This window comes from Micromonospora citrea (assembly GCF_049629545.1).
In the GTDB taxonomy this organism is placed as follows: Bacteria; Actinomycetota; Actinomycetes; order Mycobacteriales; family Micromonosporaceae; genus Micromonospora; species Micromonospora citrea_A.
In genome coordinates, this window is the sequence record NZ_JBNADX010000001.1 from 126403 (window position 1) to 142526 (window position 16124).

The window sequence follows — 16124 nt, forward strand, 5'->3', positions numbered from 1 at the left end:
GCCCCTTGCCGTGCGGCTCCACCCTCGGTGATCGAGAGCGCGGATCTGGCCGATGAGCGTGCGTCGACGTCGCCCCATGCTGGGGGTGCTGCCACGGCTGCTGCTCATTACCGCGTCGATGACGAGCGGCATCCTCGCTCACGGCTCGTCGTTACGGAGACTGGGGAGCTGGGCCGCGTAGATGGGGCTCGTCTCGTCGTAGTGCCGTGTGATCAGTTGGAGTTCGTCGGTGCTGTAGAGCCCGATGACCTCGGTTGTCGTCCTGCCGTACGACGTCCTGCCGGTCTCAGCCGTATCGCTCGACGAGCGTGTTGCCGATCGAGGCTAGGTGGTCTCGCACACCCGGAGGGCCGGTGACCTCGATCCATTCGACCAGCCCGGCAAGCTCGCCAGCGAGTATGTATTCGTCGTTGCCGCGGATCACGACCTCGATGCGACCGTCGGTCCTTGAACCTCCCACTTCGAGCCGATCGCCGAACCCCATCCGGAGCACGCCTATCCCCTGGGGCGCGCACACCGCCCGGACTTCGAGGGGCATTCGTTTGCGCTCGACCTCGTCGGCGATCGCGCGCCAGCCCTCGGCAAGGTCGAAGTCCTCGGGCCGGTGCGCGGGGTCGCAGGTCGGGTCGGCGGACGAAACGCGGTCGATCCGGAAGGTCCGCCGACCTGCCTCGGTGTTGGCGACGAGGTACCACGATGGGCCTTTGGCGACGATGCCCAGCGGGTGGACGGTTCGCTCGGTTTCGGTGCCCTCGCGGTCGACGTAGCCGAGCCGGACCTGGACACCGCGGATCACCGCGTCCTGGAGCGCGTCGAGGAAGCGAGGCGGTCGGGGCTCGACCCGGCTCGCCCCCCATCGCTGCGGGTCCATGACGAGCGACGACGCTGCCGCCTCGGCCTGCACCCGGAAGGGTTCCGGCAGGGCTTGGACGAGCTTGCGCAGCGCCGCTTTCACGGCCGGCGTCGCAGCCGAGACCGGGCCGGCGACCAGGAAAAGGGCGCGGGCCTCACCCGCGGTCAACCCGGACAGGTCGGTGCGGGCACCGCCCACGAGGCGCCAGCCGCCGCCTCGGCCCTGTATGGAGTACACCGGGACCCCGGCCATGCCCAGGGCGTCGAGGTCACGGCGGGCGGTGCGCTCGGAGATCTCCAACTCCCGGGCGACCTCCGCTGCTGTCACCTGCTCGCGATGTTGCAGCAGAAGGAGGATGGCCATCAAGCGGTCGGCTCGCACTCCGACGACACTTCCACAAAAACCGGTCAGGAGGTGACCGGTATCGGTCGGCAAGATGCCGGGATGACAACCGATTTTCCCGAGCCCACCCGCATTTCGGTCAACGGTGTGGAACTCGAAGTCTTCGAAGCCGGCCGGCAGAACGCGGGGAACCCCATCGTGCTCTGTCACGGCTGGCCGGAGCACGCCTTCTCCTGGCGCCATCAGATGCCCGCCCTCGCGGCAGCGGGCTACCACGTAATCGTCCCGAACCAGCGGGGTTACGGCAACTCGTCCCGCCCGACCGAAGTCACCGACTACGACATCGCACACCTGTCGGGTGACCTCGTCGCACTGCTCGATCACTACGGATACGACGATGCCACCTTCGTCGGTCATGACTGGGGCGCAGCCGTCGTCTGGGGCCTGACCCTGTTGCACCCGAACCGTGTCAGCAAGGTGATCAACCTGAGCCTGCCGTACCTCGAGCGCGGGGATAAGCCCTGGATCGAGTTCATGGAGGATGTGCTCGGCAGCGACTTCTATTTCGTCCACTTCAACCGGCAGCCGGGCGTCGCGGACGCCGTGTTCGAGGAGAACACGTTCCAGTTCCTTCGGAACCTGTACCGGAAGAACGCGCCCCTCGCAGAGCCTCAGCCGGGCAACGCGTTGATCAACCTCGCCAGAGCGGAAACCCCACTCGGTGAGCCCATCATGAGCGACAGCGAACTGGCCGTCTTCGTCGCCGCCTTCGAATCAACAGGGTTCACGGGCGGGATCAACTGGTACCGAAACCTGGACCGCAACTGGCGTCTGCTGGCGGACGTGGACCCGATCATCCGACAACCCACCCTCATGATCTACGGCGACCGCGACACGGTCGCGAGGGCTGAAAGACTGACCGAATTCGTGCCGAACGTGGAAGTGGTCAGTCTGGATTGCGGTCATTGGATCCAGCAGGAAAAGCCGGACGAAACAAACCAGGCGATTCTCAAGTGGCTGGACCAGTGGGATGCCGCCTAGCCTGCCCGCAGGAGATCCGCTTCACGGTCCGCTGAGGGCTCGCGGGTTGTAGTCGCTGGTCATGCCCCCTGCGCTGTGGGTTGGTGGCGTAGGCCACCAACCCACCAGGGTGCGCCGTCCATCGTCTGGGCGGTCCGTCTCGCGCCGCGATGGACTATCTGCCCATCCGATTGATGTTTGACGATTGGCAGTTGCGCACCATGGCCGCCGCCGTGCTCTCAAGGACTCAGGGGTAGGCGCTCACGCAGCCTGCGGTCTCGGCATCGAGAAGGACATCGATGTCTGACCTCGGCGCCGCGCAGCAGCGGTGGACACCAGCGGTCACAATGGGCCTGCCACATCTCGGCGACATCGGGTTGCTCACCGACACAACCCACCGGCGGGCCCACGGTAAGCGTCGCGGGCGGACATGCACGGCTGCCGCATGCTGCGCTAGATCATACGGCGCCGTACCCGCCACACCACCACACCGATCAGGACCGCCGCGACGGCGATGAACAGGGCCGCCTCGATGAGCTGGAACGTCCAGAACCGGTCGGCCGGGTGGTAGACCCCGAACTGCTGTATGCCCCGCGCGTGCAGGAACTGGTTGAGGTTGGTGCCGGCCCGGTTGGCGGCGCCCTCCAGCTCGTAGTACTCGGTCCAGCTCAGCCTGCGCCCGGTGGCGTCTGCGTAGCCGTGTTCGATCATCCAGTCAGCGAAGCTGGGCACGGGCCGGTGCCCCGCCTGGTCCTTCGAGCCGCCGACGGGGACCGGCTCCATGGTGGTGAGCGGCGTGGCGTACGCGGGACGGGCCAACAGCGCCACCGGCATCCGGGCGGCGAGGAACACCCCGAACGCGACGCCGAACGCGGGCAGGCTGCGCCGCAGGATCGCCCCCGCGGCGGTGGCGACGCCGAACGCGAACAGCGCGTACGCCACCGGAACAAGTCCCTCCAGGTCGAAGGCGTCGTACTGGAACCGCCCTTCCCAGGCGTCGAATGGCTGACGGAACCAGGTGAGCACCGCGGTGAACATCCCGGTGAGCGTGACGGTGACGCCGGCCAGTGCCGCGAGCTTGGCCGCCAGCCAGCGCATCCGCGGCACGGCCTGCGTCCAGGCGAGCTGCCAGGTGCCGTCCTCCAGTTCGCGCGCGAGCAGCGGCGCACCGAGGAACGCACCGATGACGACGGGGACCAGATAGAAGGCCGCCAGGAGGTTCTCGACGTACCCGTACTCCTCGTCGAGCCGGCGGAAGGAGGCCGCGCAGCCCTCGTCGATACCGGCCTCTCCCGCACACCGGGCGGGACCGCCGGGGAACAGGTCGTGGGCCTGCGTCCCGAGCACGAGCAGGGCAATGCCGAACATGCCGACGAGCAGACCCAGGACGTAGACCTCGGTCCGGTGCTGGCGCCAGATCAACCACGTCATGCCGCCACCCCCGACGTGACCGCGGCGCTCGACTCGGACGGCCTACGCAGGTACGCCAGCACCAGGTCCTCCAGCGCGACCGGCTGGGCCTGCCACCCAGGCGCGGCCGGGATCGCGCCGTCGCGTACCAGCAGGGTCGTGTGCCGGTCGCTGTGGACGGCCTCCACGACGGTGCCGGCCCGGTCGAGGTCGGTGGCCGTGCGCGGGCCGACGAGCAGCCGGTGCTCGGCGAGGAGGGTGTCGATGTCACCGGTGAGCGTGACCCGGCCGTGGTTGAGCACGACCAGGTGGTCGCAGACGCGCTCCAGCTCGTGCACGACGTGGGAGGAGAACAGGACGGTCACCCCGCCTTCGGCCACCGCGCCCATGAGGACCTGCAGGAACTCGTGCCGGGCCAGCGGGTCGAGGCTGGCCACCGGCTCGTCGAGGACGAGCAGGTCCGGCCGCTTCGCCAGGGCCAGAGCCAACGCGACCTGGGCCTGCTGCCCGCCGGAGAGCGTACCGGCCCTGCGGTCGAGCGGGATGCCCAGCTTCGCCAGCCGGCGCTCGGCCAGCCCCTGGTCGAACCGCAGGTTGCAGGCCCGGCCGAAGCGGAGCATCTCGGCGACGGTGAAGCGCTTGTACAGCGGGTGGTCCTGGGCCAGGAACCCGACCCGGGACAGAGTTTGCGGGGTGCTGGCGGTGACGTCGTGGCCGAGGACCTCCACCGTGCCGGTGCTCGGTGCCAGCAACCCGACGACCAGGCGCAGCAGCGTGGTCTTGCCCGCGCCGTTCGGCCCGACCAGGGCGATCACGCCGCCCGCCGGCAGGGTCAGGGTGCAGTCGCGCAGCGCCCAGCCCTTCCGGTACCGCTTGCCCACACCGTCGGTGCTCAGCGCGAACTCGGTCGCTGTCACGCCACGTCCTCATTCCTCGTCTGCTGGTGGACGGAAGTAAAAAGCGCGTTGACCGCCTGCTCGTCGAGGCCGGCTGCGTAGGCGCGGCGCAACCAGGTCGCCAGGCCGCGGCGCAGCGACGTGTACGTCGATGCCGACATCGCGGCCGACTGCTGTTCGTTGACGAACGTGCCCTGGCCGGGCCGGCCGGTGACCAGGTTCTCCTGCTCCATCTGCCGGTACGCCTTGGCGACGGTGTTCGGATTGATCGCCAGGTCCTCGACCACCTCGCGGATGAGCGGGAGGCGGTCACCGGGTTGGAGAAAGCCCAGCAGCACCGCCTGGCGGACCTGCTGGACGAGTTGCAGGTACGGCGGCACGCCGGAGTGGGTGTCGAGCCGGAAGACGAACACGGTAGCCCCTTACTGCTTTGCTAGTAACATAGTAAAGCAGTAAGTTGGCGGTCAAGAGAGCCGACGCGCCCGCGCGACCACGGCACCGGATCCGGGCGCACGCCTGCCCCGGGCAGGCAGGTGGGCTGCTGCCGCCTGGGCGTCGCCGTCGCGCAATAGGTCTCTCATGCGGTGGACGGTGGGGTGATGTCCGTGACGGCCACCGTCCAGTCGTCGACGTACCGGTCGACCGCCTCGCCGGACAGTCCCACCTGCAGCGACCGGTACGGCAGCGCCGCCAGCTGCAGGGACCGTTCGGGGTCCCACTGCACGCGTACGGGGCTGGTCTTCAGGTGTCGCGCCCAGGTCGCCTTGTCGCCGTGCAGGTCCCGGTCGTAGTGACTCAGGCAGGCTCGCGCCAGCGCCCACTCGAATCCCTCCCGCGTCATGTCGATGGACAGCACGCGTTCCTGCCCGGGCTTGGTGGCCCAGCCGCAGCGGTACATCATCCACAGGAAGGACGGCTTGATCCAGGTCATCCGGTCCCGCTTGAAGGGGGCCACGAAACGGCCGGCTGCCACCGCCGGCAGCGCGATCTGCGGGGGATAGCCTGGTACACGGTGATGGTGTCGGCGCAGTGGCGGGCGCGGATCTGACGGGCGGGAACGGACACCACCCGATCCTCACCGATCGGGACTCACTGCTCCACCGAGATCCGCACCCACGCCAGTGCCAGGCCGACATGAGCCTGCGGTTGCATCCGCATCCGCGATCCGCATGGCCTGGGTATGGCCGGACATGCGTCCAGCATTCGCCGGGTGCGACGCCGAAGCGCGGGCGTTCGTCGGCCGGGACTGGCGCGACGGGCGGCTGGCGGTGCAGGTGGTACCCCCGTCGGTGTGCCGGGCTGGCGGGGCGGGGCCCGCTGGTTCCGCTGTGACGTGTTCGTGCTCGGTGCCGACAGCAGCGCCAATGGCACGAACGATGCGATCATGAGGCAGACGGGCAGCCTGCGTGACGCGCTGAAGGGACGGTCCCCGTTGGCGCACACCTGTTATGACCTGGACGATTGGTACGAGCTGCATCCGGTCGCCTGCGCCCGTCCGCACCGCTACGAGTACGTGGGCGCGCCCGGTGCCGGGAGTTGGTCAACCTGCCCACAGGCGACGAGGTCCGCACCGGCACGGTGTACCGGCTGCCGTCGGAGCCGGGCTGGACGCGCGGGGACCGCGGGGTGCGCTGCTACTTCTGGGCGGGCGGGCCCCGCGATTACCCGTTCGGTGCGGGGAAGCGGTGCCAGGGCCCTTGGGATCGCCTGAGCCTGGGGATCAAAACTCTAGTGAGAGTCCGTCGGGATGAGAACCTGTACTGGTCACGGCGCTGCGATGCGACGGATCGCTGCGATGTGCGCGAGCCAGCGGCTCAGCCCGACGATCTTGAGGAGAACGCCGGTTTTCGGTGGGCGGGTTCAGGGGGTCGGTTCAGAGGCCCGACCTGCGAACCTGATGCCGCAGTCTGCCGCGCGCCGCAGAAACACCACCATAGTGCAGAACCTGGCCACCTGATGCATGTCAGCCGGCTGAGCCCGCACCCCGATCGCCCCCGCCCCGGAGGCCTCATGACCGACGTCCGTTCCACTCACCATCTGGTCATCGCCGACGGTGAACCGGCGTTGCGACCGCGCGTCGGTCGCCTGCTCGCGCTGCTCCTCCCGGCAATGGCGGCCATGTACGCGCTGTTCAACGGCATCTCGGCGGTCATCCTCCCGGCCCAGGTGGAGGCGGTGGACCCGGCATCGAAGGTCGGCAACCTGGCCCTGCTCACCACGCTCGCGGCTGTCGCGTCGATGGTCGCCATCCCCGCCGGTGGCGCGATCTCCGACCGCACCCGCTCCCGCTACGGGCGCCGGACGCCGTGGATCGCCGCGGCCGCGGTGGTCTCGGCCGTCGCTTGCGTCCTCATGGGGCTGGCCGACAGTCTGCCGGGGCTGATCGCGACCACCGTGGTGCTGTGGTTCGCGGCCAACTTCTACTCGGGCGCGATCACCGCGATCCTTCCCGACCGCGTTCCCCAGGACCGTCGCGGCCTGGCGTCGGCGGTCATCGGGCTGGGCACCCCGGTCGGCATCGTCTTCGGCGTCCAGGTGGCCAGCCGGGTGGGCCAGCTGACCGCCTACGCCGTCATCGCCGCGGTTCTGCTGGTCACCACCGCGCTGCTGCTGCTCGGTGCCCCGGAGGTCTCGGCGCGCGACCTGCCGGTCGCTGTACGGAACCGGGGGAGCCTGGGGGAGTCGTTCCGGTCGTTCTTCGCCGCCTTCGCCACCCGGGACTTCCGGTTGGCCTTCGTCAGCCGGTTCATGCTCTTCACGTCCTACTTCGTGGTCAGCGGCTACGCCTTCTACACGCTGCAGGACTACATCGGCACCGGCAACGTGCCCGACGGGGACGTGGCGGCGGCGGTGAGCACCATGCTGACGCTGAGCATTGTGGTGTGGGTGGTCGTTGCCAGTCTCGCGGGTTGGATCGCAGACAAGGTGGACCGTCGCAAGCTGTTCGTCGGGGTGAGCGCCCTCGGCGTCGCCGCGTCGATGATGATCCCCCTCGCGGTGCCCACCTGGACCGGGATGCTGGTGTACTCCGCGTGCCTGGGGGCCTCGATCGGCACCTACTTCGCCATCGACCTGGCGGTCATGTCCCTGGTGCTGCCGGACGCCGACAGTGAGGGCCGTGACCTGGGCATCCTGCAGGTGGCCACCGGCCTACCCCAACTGCTCGCCGGAGCGCTGGCCAGTGCGGTGATCACCTGGTTCGGCGGCTATTCCGGGCTGTTCGTCTTCGGCGCCCTGAGCGCGGTGGTATCGGGCCTGCTGATGCTCCGCATCCGCAGCATCCGGTGACCCCGCCGAGCATCCCCCGACCCTGACGGCAAGCTATGGCCGCGAGTGGCGTCGTCGACGTTGCTCTGCACGGCGCCGCGCATCGACTCCGCGCGCGGTGCGGCGGCGATCGCCGAGCGGCTCGGCCCCCGGGCCCACCGGGAGGAAGTCGTGGCGGGCACGTTCATGGCCCGGTCGCTGGTCGGCAGCAGCGGTAGCGAAACGAGGGGTGTCGGTAACGCTGAGGTAACCGCACCCACCTGGGCCGGCAGGCGGGCCCGCGTTGTCATCGACCGTGTCGCGGCCTCCGACGAGCTCGAGTGCTACCGTCCGTAAGGTGGAGGGAGTCTCGTACCGGTTCGACGGATTCGAGCTTGATACCTCCCTCTACGAACTCCGACTCATGGGGAAGCGCGTCCCCCTCGAGCCCCGGGCGTTCGACGTCCTCCTTCACCTGATCTCGCATCGCGACCGGGTCGTGTCGAAGGAGGAACTCCTCGACTCGGTGTGGGGCGACCGCTTCGTGAGCGAGGCCGCAGTCACCACGGTGCTCCGGACGATCCGCGTGGCGATCGGAGACGGCGGCAAGGAACAGCGGCTGATCCGTACCGTGTATCGCCGCGGCTACCAGTTCGTCGGGACGGTCATGCAGACGGCGGCCGGGGCCCGGCCAGGGTCAGCGCGGGGCGTCTCCCTGCCTGCTCGGCTGGCGGTGTCGCCAGGCTTGGGGTTCGCCGGCCGGGAGCACGAGCGCGCGGTGCTCGCGGAGGTGTGGAAGGAGGTGATTGCCTCGGGACAGCGTCGGGTGGTGTTGGTGAGCGGAGAGGCGGGCATCGGCAAGACGACGCTGTGCTCGGTGTTCGCGGCGGCGGTGCAGCACGAGGCGGTGGTGCTCTACGGGCGTTGTGATGAGGAGTTGTCGATTCCGTATCAGCCCTGGCGGGAAGTGCTGACGAGTCTTGACCACGATGCCCCCGACGTCTTCGCCGGCTGTCGCGAGGCGCTCGCGCCGCTGTTGGGCGGTGCCGGCGCGGTGGACCTGGAATCGGATTCGGCCCGGTTCGCGCTCTACAGCTCGGTCATCGACGTGCTCGACGCCGTCTCGGTACGTGGCAAGCCGGCGCTCGTCGTGCTCGACGACCTGCATTGGGCGGACGTGCAGACGCTCGCCCTCGTCCGACACCTCGTCGAGCGGGCCCTGACCACACCGGTGTTGGTGATCGCGACGTTCCGGGATTCCGACATCGACGCCTCGCATCCGCTGACCGTGTTGTTGGCCGCGACCCATCGCGAACCGGGCACGACCCGGTTGGCGTTGCGTGGTCTGAACGACAGCGAGATGCTCGGCCTCCTGGAGGCAGTCGCGGGCCACGAGATGGACCACGACGGACTCGCGCTACGCGACGTGTTGCGAGCTGAGACGGAGGGCAACCCGTTCTTCGTCACCGAGATCCTCCGCCATCTCACCGAGACCGGGGCCATCAGCCAACAGGACGACGGCCGTTGGGCGGCTCCGATGTACCTGCAGACCCGAGGCCTGCCCGTCAGCGTGCGCGAGGTCGTGGGCCGCCGCGTCCAGCACCTCGGTCCCGAAACTCGGAGAGCACTCGAAACCGCGTCGGTCATCGGTCGGGACTTCGAGCTCGACCTGCTCTCCGACCTGCTCGGCGAGGGCCCCGCCCGAACGCTCGAGCGCCTCACCCCGGCTGTGGACAACGCACTCATCACCGACACCGTCGGGCGGTTCGCGTTCACGCACGCCATCGTCGCCCACACCCTGTACGCGGAGCTGAACCCTACCGCGCGGGCGTTCGGCCACCAGTCGGTCGCGGTAGCGCTGGAGCGACGTGTCGGCGACGACGCGGGCGAGCGGGCCGGCGAGATCGCCCACCACTGGATCCACGCCGTCGCCCCCCACAACCACACCAAGGCCGCCGAGTACGCCCGGCGAGCAGGCGACTACGCGCTGGCCCACCTCGCGCCCGACGAAGCGGTCACCTGGTATCTCCGCACTCTCGATCTCCTCCCCACCGACCACACGATGCAGCGCTGTGAAACCCTCGTCGGCCTCGGGACAGCTCAACGCCAAGCCGGCGACCCCGCACACCGCGAAACGCTTCTCGAGGCCGGCCGACTCGCCATCGACCTCCACCACGACGACCTTCTCGTACGTGCGGCGCTCGCCAACAACCGTGGCGACGTCAGCCAGTTCGGAACTGTCGACGACGAGCGGGTCGAGATCCTGCAGCGCGCGATCGCGGCACGGCCCCGTAAGGCCGATGGCGCGCTCCTCCACGCGATGCTCGCCATCGAGATTCACGCCGGGCCCGAGGAACAGGTCGAAGAGGCAGCGGCGTGTGCGCTCGCGCTCGCCCGCGAGGCCGGCGAAGACCGCGTCATCGCGTACGTCGCGCGCCTCACCGAGAGCGCGCTACGTACCCTGGACGCGCTCGATCGCCGTGAGCAGTTGCTGCACGAAGGCATCGCCGCGGCGGAACGCACCGGCGACGCGCGGCTGCGGGGCCTGCTCTCGATGTCCCACCACGAGATCGCACTCGAACGCGGCGATCGTGACGCGATGAACCGGGAGAGAGACATCCGGGACTCGTTCGCCAAGCGCAACCCGGAACCATTCGTCCGCTGGACCAACGCGCAGACACAGTCGATACACCTCTTCCTGGACGGCGACCTGGACGGGGCCGAAGCCGCCGCCCACGCGGCGTTCGACCTCGGCGTCGCAACCGGACAACCCGAGGCGTTCTTCGGCTACACCGGCCAGATCTTCCAGATCCGCCGAGCCCAGGACCGCATCGCCGAGGTGGCCGAGGGCCTCGAGCAGGTCCTCGAAGAGAACCCCGCACTGCAGGTCTTCCGGGCCGGCCTCGCCTACGTGTGGTGCAGGCTCGGCCGCGAACGAGATGCCCGAGCGCTCACCGACTCCCTCGACGTCTCACCCGGTGGCGCACCCCAGTTCTGGTCGACGACCCTGATGCTGTGGGCCGACGTCTGCCACACGCTCGCCCTCCCCGCACCGGCATCTCAACTCGTGTCGATCCTCGACGGGTGGCGAGGTCAGGTCGCCAGCACCGGCGCGACCACTGAGGGTTCCATCGCCTACGGGCTCGGTCTCGCGCTCGCCACCCTCGGTCGCATCGATGAAGCAGCCGCCGCCTACGACCTCGCCCTCACCGTCAACCGTCGCCTCCGAGCACCCCTGTTCGTCGGCCGCACCCAACTTGCCTATGCCGAACTGCTCGCCGGGACCGAACCCGACCGGGCACGTGCTCTCGCCACCGATGCACGAGCCACCGCCGATCGGTTCGGCTTCGCATGCATCGACCGTTATCGTGAGCAACTCCTCGAACGACTCCTTTGAGCTTGTCGTTGAACTCCATGACATCGACTGGCGTCGCGCGCCGAGCGCGTCGAGCCCCCGTGCCGGGGCTCGATGTCGCACCGGGGCGGGCGACCGTCGTGGCGGTGTCCGTCGAGGGATCACACCCCCAGGCGGAACGCCTCGATGTGCCGCTGACGGGCCGGCACCCGCAGTGCTCGCAGACTGCGCTGTACGGTGGTGGCCATCGCCGCCGGGCCGCACAGGTAGACGTCCCGCTCGGCGATGTCCGGCACCAGGCCGCGCAGGCTCTCCGGGCTGAACGGCTGGCTGCCGTCGGTGGTACGGCCGGTCAGCAGGTGCAGCCGGGCTCCCCGGTCCTGCACCAGATTGCGCAGCTCACCGATCAGCACGGCGTCGGCGGGCGTCCGCGTCCGGTACAGGACCACGACGTCACCGGTCAGGTCCGGGTCCTCCAGCAGCGCCCGGATCGGGGTGATGCCGATGCCGCCGGCGATCAGCAGCGTGTTCTCCCGGGTGCGGCCGGCGGTGGTGAGTGCGCCGTAGGGCCCCTCGACGTAGACCCGTGTGCCCACCGGCAACTGCCGCAGCCCGGCACTGGTGGAACCGATCGCCTTCGCGGTCAGCCGCAGGGTACGGCCGTCCGGCGCGGCGGAGAGCGACCACGGGTTGACCTGCCACCAGGAGTTGTGGCCGGGAAACCTCCACCAGAAGAACTGACCCGGCCGGGCGCGCAGTCTGTCGAGCCGGTCGCCGCCGACGTACACGGAGACTGCCTGATCGGTCTCGGGGACGACGGCGACGACCCGCAGCCGGTGCCGGGCGTTGCGCAGCAGCGGCACGAACAGCCGGTTGACGAGTAGCGCACCGATCGCGAAGGCCCACAGAACCCACCAGTACGCCTTGGTCAGAGTGCTGGAGGCGAACGAGCTGCCCTCGTAGACCTGGTGGATCACCGACAGCACGATCACGACATACACCACCATGTGGGTGGCGTGCCAGGCCTCGTACGACATCCGGCGGCGGGCCATCCGCACCGAGGTGACCGCCATGACGCAGACCAGGCCGGCGGCGATCATGCCGAGCAGCACGGGCATCTGCTTGGCCAGATTCGGGATCTCGGCGAAGAACGAGATCTGGTCGAGCTGAGAGTAGCCGAGCATGACGAACGTCGGGTGCAGCACCACCAGCCAGAAGATCGTGAAGCCGGTCCAACGGTGCCAGTTGGTGAGCTTGTCCATGCCGATCCGTCGTTCCAGGAACGGTATGCGCCCGATCAGCATCAACTGAAGCGCCATCACGAAGCCCAGATGCAGACCGAAGAACCTGCCGATCGAGGTCAGGGTGTTGTGCGCCGGCCTGCTTGGATTGGCGAACATCATTTCGACGATCGCCAGGTTGACCAGGAGGAACAGCCAGAGCATCAGGTAGGCGGCTCTGGACTGGCTGGTGCGGCGCACCTGCGGCGGTGTTGCGGTGTACATCGCGAACCTCCTGAAACGGCCCGGCCGGGGCCGGGGGAGAGCTTGCCACGAGGGCGGGCGAGAGCGAAAGCGATGGGCTCTAGCGGGACGGTGCCGTCACCGTCACACCGATCTCCGGGAGGCGAACCTTCCCGTCGGCTTCCGCGTGCCAGCGCCAGCGGGCACCTGGTAGATCGCCGAGCACGATCGCGGCCTGCCCGCTGCCCGGCCCGCACGTGGCGAGCAGGTGCGCCGCCTCGTCGGCCGACGGCGTCTCGGGGATCACCGCCAGAGCGGTGAGGGTGCGTCGGTGGGCGGCCAGGCGCACCATCCCGTCGTCGGTACCGGGGCCGGGACCGGTCGTCCGCAGATCGGTCACCGACCGCATGCGTACCGCGGTGGACGGCAGACCCGGTGCTTCACCGCAGAGTCCCGGCACTGACAACACCGGTAGACCCGGGCGGAACCGAGTCAGATCAGCTAGGAGATTCGCCAGGACGTCGATGGCGACCCCGGCGGATCCACCGATCGCGAGGACTCCGTCGAGCCAGGTGAGGTCCACGAAGAGTGTTCCGTCCTCGCCGCCGCCGACCCGGACCAGACACGGCGCGACCGCATCGCCCCGCGACGGTCGGCTGCCGGAGACGTCCGCGGGACGCATCCACGTGCCGTCCGTCTCGGCCTGCCACGGCATGCGGGGCGCGTGATCGGCGGTCACCCAGGCGGTCACCGTGCCCTCGCCCACCCGCAGGGCGTACGCCTCGACCTGCTCGGCCGCCAGTTCGGCGGCGGCGTGCCAGGCCAGCGAGGGCCGGGCCCGGTCGGCGGCGAACTCGTCGGAGAGTTGGGCACGTACCCGCATCCGCTCCTGGATCTGGCGGTGCCAGCGAGCGTTCTCGATGTATGCGTCGTAGCGGGCGCGCACCCGACGCACGATCCGGCGCCGGAAGATCACCAGGAGGCTGACCAGCGCAAGGATCACCGCGCCGACCAGCGCGGACACGACCTTCCAGGTGAAGAATGAGGCTCCGCCGGAGGCGGGGGCCGACCCGATCCGGCCGAGCCGGACGTCTGGCCCGGTGGCGTCGGCGGGCAGCAGCAGGATCCACCCGGGTCGGACCTCGCCGGAGTCGGTGAGCGTCCCGCCGTCGCGCTGCGGCCGTCCGCGGTTCAGGCCGAGGATCTCAGTGGCACGAGCCTGGTCGCCGAGGGTTCGCTGGGCGATCTGTGGCAGGGAGTCGGGGCGCCCGCCGTTGTTCTCGGGGGTGCGCACCACAGCAACCTTGACCACGTCGTCCGGAGCTGCCTGGGCGACAGCCGGTGCGACGAGGGCGACGGTGAACGCCGTTGCCGACAGCAGCAGGATCCGCCGGATCATCGGGCCGGGGTCCAGCCCTGAGCGGCGGCGCTGGCGATGATCGTGTCGGTGCTCTTGTCCGCGACGTTGCGGTAGAGCGGCGATCCGTCCAAGGTCACCTGTCTGGTCCCGTCCTTGCGACGCAGCCACCAGACACGGTCCTCGTCGATGCCCTCAAGCTTCACCTTGCCGCCGTTCTCGGCAACCACCGGCTGCCACAGGGCCGCACAGACACCCGTGCAACTGCTTGCCGGCGGGTCGGTGTCGTCCTCGCCGAAACGGTAGATCGTCGCGCCGTCGTCGTCGACCACGATCGGTCCGTCCTCGCCCTTCCTGGCGGCCAGCGTCGTGGTCCGGTCCGGCTTCGCGGCCTTGAGGTCCGCCGTGGCGATCAGCGACTCGATCGCCTTCCCGTCGGGCGCGAACGCGAACCAGGCGTTGTCGGCGCCCTGACCGTTGAGGTCACCGGGCACGGTGTCGCCGGCGAAACGGTAGGCCGGCCAGCCTCCGATGGTGACCTGCACGCCACCGTCCGGCCGCCGGATCGCTCCGATGTCGTCGGTCTTCATCCCGTCCACGAAGACTCGCCCCCCGGCCTGGATCAGCACCGGCGGCCAGCTCCTGGCACATTCACCCGCGCACTTCGACGTCGGCGGTTCGGCCGAGTCGCTGGCGAAGCGGTACAGGGTGAAACCGGTCACGTCGGTCACCGTCTCGCCGATGGACGCCTTGTTCGTGGAGAGCTGGACCCACTTCAGCGGCGCCGGGGCGTCCGCCGCCGGGGCGGCGGACGCCGGGGACCCGGTGGTGGCCGCGAGGTCCACCGGAGCCGCCGTGTCCGCGGGTTTCGTGGTGGCCGCCGAGGCTGTGTCGTCGGCACGGCCGTCACCGGTCAGGCCGACACTCGAGGCCGGCGCGTCCACCAGCTGGATCTCGCCGCCGGCGAACACGGGTGCCGGCGCCGGGGCGCTGGAGTCGTTGCCCGCGCAGGCGGCCGCGAAGAGCACCACCGCGGCAAGAGGGGCGGTCAGTGCGCGGGCCGGGGTCCGGACCACGATGACACCTCCGGTTTCGATCGGGGTCGACAGGTACGGTCTGCACGACCGACTGGTCCGTCCGGTTCGAGGTGAGTGATGCACGTCACATCAGATGAACCGTTCCGGGAGCCCGACCGTGCCGCACACATGGCCAGATCAGACATCGTGATCCCGGGCGAGGATCTCCAGCAGGCGGCAGACGCGATGCGCCGGGTACTTCGGACCATCAATGTGAAGCGGAGTTCCGCGGACTTCAACCGGGTCGTCGGCAGCCCGGTCCGCGACGCGGCGGAGAACTTCGACGACCGCTGGGACGCCGGCCGCAAGCAGCTGCGTGAGGAGTGCGACGACATCGTGCAGGCGATCGACATGATCCTCGACGCCTTCACCGCGGTCGACGAGCAGGGTGGCAACAGCCTGGGAGGCGGCAGGTGACCGCCCCCGTGCATACCCCCGGATCGTTCACCTTCGAGGTGCCGGAGGGCTGGCTCGACTACGACCTGGCCGGACAGGACTTCAGCAGGCAGCAGAGCGAGCTGCGGGCGGCGGCGACCACTCCCGAGCAGCGCAGGGCCGTCGACGACGCGCTGCGCCAGGCCCGCCGTCTGCTGCGCGCCGCCAGGCAGCAGGGCGCCGCTTCCGCGGCCGGGATGATCGCCCGCGATGACGACGGCGGGCTGCTGATGGCGTTCGTCGGGGTGTTCGGGGTGACCGTCCCGGACGGGACGCAGCTGTCGGTGGCCGACATCGCCCAGCAGGTGTCCCGTCCGGCACGGGTCGACGGCCACGGTGACCGCACCGTCACATCCACGAACCTTCCCGACATCGGGGTCGTCGCCAGGGTCACCGGCACCGAGATCGTCCAGCTGACCGAGATCACGTCCGCGGTGATGGTCGCGATGCACACCATCGTCCCGGTCCCGGCTCAGCCAGGGTCGTACCTGGTGGTGACCGGCATGAGCCCGAACCTGCCGCTCGCCGACGCGCTCTACGACGTCTTCGACGCGATCACCGGCACGCTTCGCTTCACCTGACCCAGCCCCGGTACACGGGCCTGGGGGGGGGGGGGGGGGAGAAAAAAAAAAGGGTTCGGCTGTCCTCTTTAACCTCCCATTGGGAAGACA

General features: G+C 69.4%; 13 protein-coding genes and 1 pseudogene. 6 read left to right on the forward strand and 8 right to left on the reverse strand.

The annotated features are described in order from the left end of the window. Positions 1-286 precede the first annotated feature (286 nt). A complete protein-coding gene (locus tag ACPFP2_RS00545; protein ID WP_424084918.1) occupies positions 287-1216 on the reverse strand; it encodes a helix-turn-helix transcriptional regulator in 930 nt (309 codons plus the stop codon). Between ACPFP2_RS00545 and ACPFP2_RS00550 the strand changes: the two genes are divergently transcribed. Continuing rightward, the gene (locus ACPFP2_RS00550) at positions 1190-2236 is read left to right on the forward strand and encodes an alpha/beta fold hydrolase (RefSeq protein ID WP_424084919.1); all 1047 of its coding nucleotides are present in this window, start codon (positions 1190-1192) and stop codon (positions 2234-2236) included. The genes ACPFP2_RS00545 and ACPFP2_RS00550 overlap by 27 nt on opposite strands. A 432-nt stretch (positions 2237-2668) precedes the next feature. Here ACPFP2_RS00550 and ACPFP2_RS00555 read toward each other — a convergent pair whose 3' ends face one another. The 4 genes and pseudogenes from ACPFP2_RS00555 to ACPFP2_RS00570 form a co-directional block, all read right to left on the reverse strand. Beyond that, positions 2669-3646, reverse strand: a complete 978-nt coding sequence (locus ACPFP2_RS00555; protein WP_424084920.1) for an ABC transporter permease subunit — start codon at positions 3644-3646, stop codon at positions 2669-2671. Beyond that, a complete protein-coding gene (locus ACPFP2_RS00560; protein WP_424084921.1) occupies positions 3643-4542 on the reverse strand; it encodes an ABC transporter ATP-binding protein in 900 nt (299 codons plus the stop codon). Before ACPFP2_RS00560 ends, ACPFP2_RS00555 begins: the two co-directional genes overlap by 4 nt. Beyond that, the gene (locus ACPFP2_RS00565) at positions 4539-4934 is read right to left on the reverse strand and encodes a GntR family transcriptional regulator (protein WP_053656509.1); all 396 of its coding nucleotides are present in this window, start codon (positions 4932-4934) and stop codon (positions 4539-4541) included. Before ACPFP2_RS00565 ends, ACPFP2_RS00560 begins: the two co-directional genes overlap by 4 nt. A gap of 51 nt (positions 4935-4985) precedes the next feature. Then, a pseudogene (locus tag ACPFP2_RS00570) lies at positions 4986-5586 on the reverse strand (DUF4291 domain-containing protein). 115 nt (positions 5587-5701) lie between these two features. Between ACPFP2_RS00570 and ACPFP2_RS00575 the strand changes: the two are divergent. The 3 genes from ACPFP2_RS00575 to ACPFP2_RS00585 all read left to right on the forward strand — a co-directional run bounded on the left by ACPFP2_RS00575 (position 5702) and on the right by ACPFP2_RS00585 (position 11164). After that, the gene (locus ACPFP2_RS00575) at positions 5702-6232 is read left to right on the forward strand and encodes a septum formation family protein (protein WP_424084922.1); all 531 of its coding nucleotides are present in this window, start codon (positions 5702-5704) and stop codon (positions 6230-6232) included. Positions 6233-6531: 299 nt separating this feature from the next. Next, positions 6532-7809, forward strand: coding sequence for an MFS transporter (locus ACPFP2_RS00580; protein WP_424084923.1), 1278 nt, complete (start codon positions 6532-6534; stop codon positions 7807-7809). A 316-nt stretch (positions 7810-8125) separates the two neighbouring features. Further along, positions 8126-11164, forward strand: a complete 3039-nt coding sequence (locus ACPFP2_RS00585) for an AAA family ATPase (protein WP_424084924.1) — start codon at positions 8126-8128, stop codon at positions 11162-11164. 119 nt (positions 11165-11283) lie between these two features. Here ACPFP2_RS00585 and ACPFP2_RS00590 read toward each other — a convergent pair whose 3' ends face one another. The 3 genes from ACPFP2_RS00590 to ACPFP2_RS00600 form a co-directional block, all read right to left on the reverse strand. Next, positions 11284-12627, reverse strand: a complete 1344-nt coding sequence (locus ACPFP2_RS00590; RefSeq protein ID WP_424084926.1) for a ferredoxin reductase family protein — start codon at positions 12625-12627, stop codon at positions 11284-11286. A gap of 79 nt (positions 12628-12706) precedes the next feature. Beyond that, positions 12707-13984: a hypothetical protein gene (locus ACPFP2_RS00595; protein ID WP_424084928.1), complete on the reverse strand. Its 1278-nt coding sequence runs from the start codon at positions 13982-13984 to the stop codon at positions 12707-12709. Next, entirely contained in the window at positions 13981-15018 is a 1038-nt protein-coding gene (locus tag ACPFP2_RS00600) for a hypothetical protein (RefSeq protein WP_424084930.1), read from the reverse strand. The genes ACPFP2_RS00595 and ACPFP2_RS00600 overlap by 4 nt, the downstream gene beginning before the upstream one ends. Positions 15019-15147: 129 nt before the next feature. Here ACPFP2_RS00600 and ACPFP2_RS00605 point away from each other — a divergent pair, with 129 nt between their 5' ends. Both ACPFP2_RS00605 and ACPFP2_RS00610 read left to right on the forward strand, forming a co-directional pair. Continuing rightward, entirely contained in the window at positions 15148-15435 is a 288-nt protein-coding gene (locus tag ACPFP2_RS00605; RefSeq protein ID WP_424084932.1) for a hypothetical protein, read from the forward strand. Continuing rightward, a complete protein-coding gene (locus ACPFP2_RS00610) occupies positions 15432-16034 on the forward strand; it encodes a hypothetical protein (RefSeq protein ID WP_424084934.1) in 603 nt (200 codons plus the stop codon). Before ACPFP2_RS00605 ends, ACPFP2_RS00610 begins: the two co-directional genes overlap by 4 nt. Positions 16035-16124 lie beyond the last annotated feature (90 nt).

Excerpts from the sequence above, each read along its gene's own strand:
- ACPFP2_RS00550 (WP_424084919.1), top strand. The coding sequence starts at position 1,190 with ATGTTGCAGCAGAAGGAGGATGGCCATCAAGCGGTCGGCTCGCACTCC.
- ACPFP2_RS00545 (WP_424084918.1), bottom strand. The coding sequence starts at position 1,216 with ATGGCCATCCTCCTTCTGCTGCAACATCGCGAGCAGGTGACAGCAGCG.
- ACPFP2_RS00555 (WP_424084920.1), bottom strand. The coding sequence starts at position 3,646 with ATGACGTGGTTGATCTGGCGCCAGCACCGGACCGAGGTCTACGTCCTG.
- ACPFP2_RS00575 (WP_424084922.1), top strand. The coding sequence starts at position 5,702 with ATGGCCGGACATGCGTCCAGCATTCGCCGGGTGCGACGCCGAAGCGCG.
- ACPFP2_RS00580 (WP_424084923.1), top strand. The coding sequence starts at position 6,532 with ATGACCGACGTCCGTTCCACTCACCATCTGGTCATCGCCGACGGTGAA.
- ACPFP2_RS00590 (WP_424084926.1), bottom strand. The coding sequence starts at position 12,627 with ATGTACACCGCAACACCGCCGCAGGTGCGCCGCACCAGCCAGTCCAGA.
- ACPFP2_RS00595 (WP_424084928.1), bottom strand. The coding sequence starts at position 13,984 with ATGATCCGGCGGATCCTGCTGCTGTCGGCAACGGCGTTCACCGTCGCC.
- ACPFP2_RS00605 (WP_424084932.1), top strand. The coding sequence starts at position 15,148 with ATGGCCAGATCAGACATCGTGATCCCGGGCGAGGATCTCCAGCAGGCG.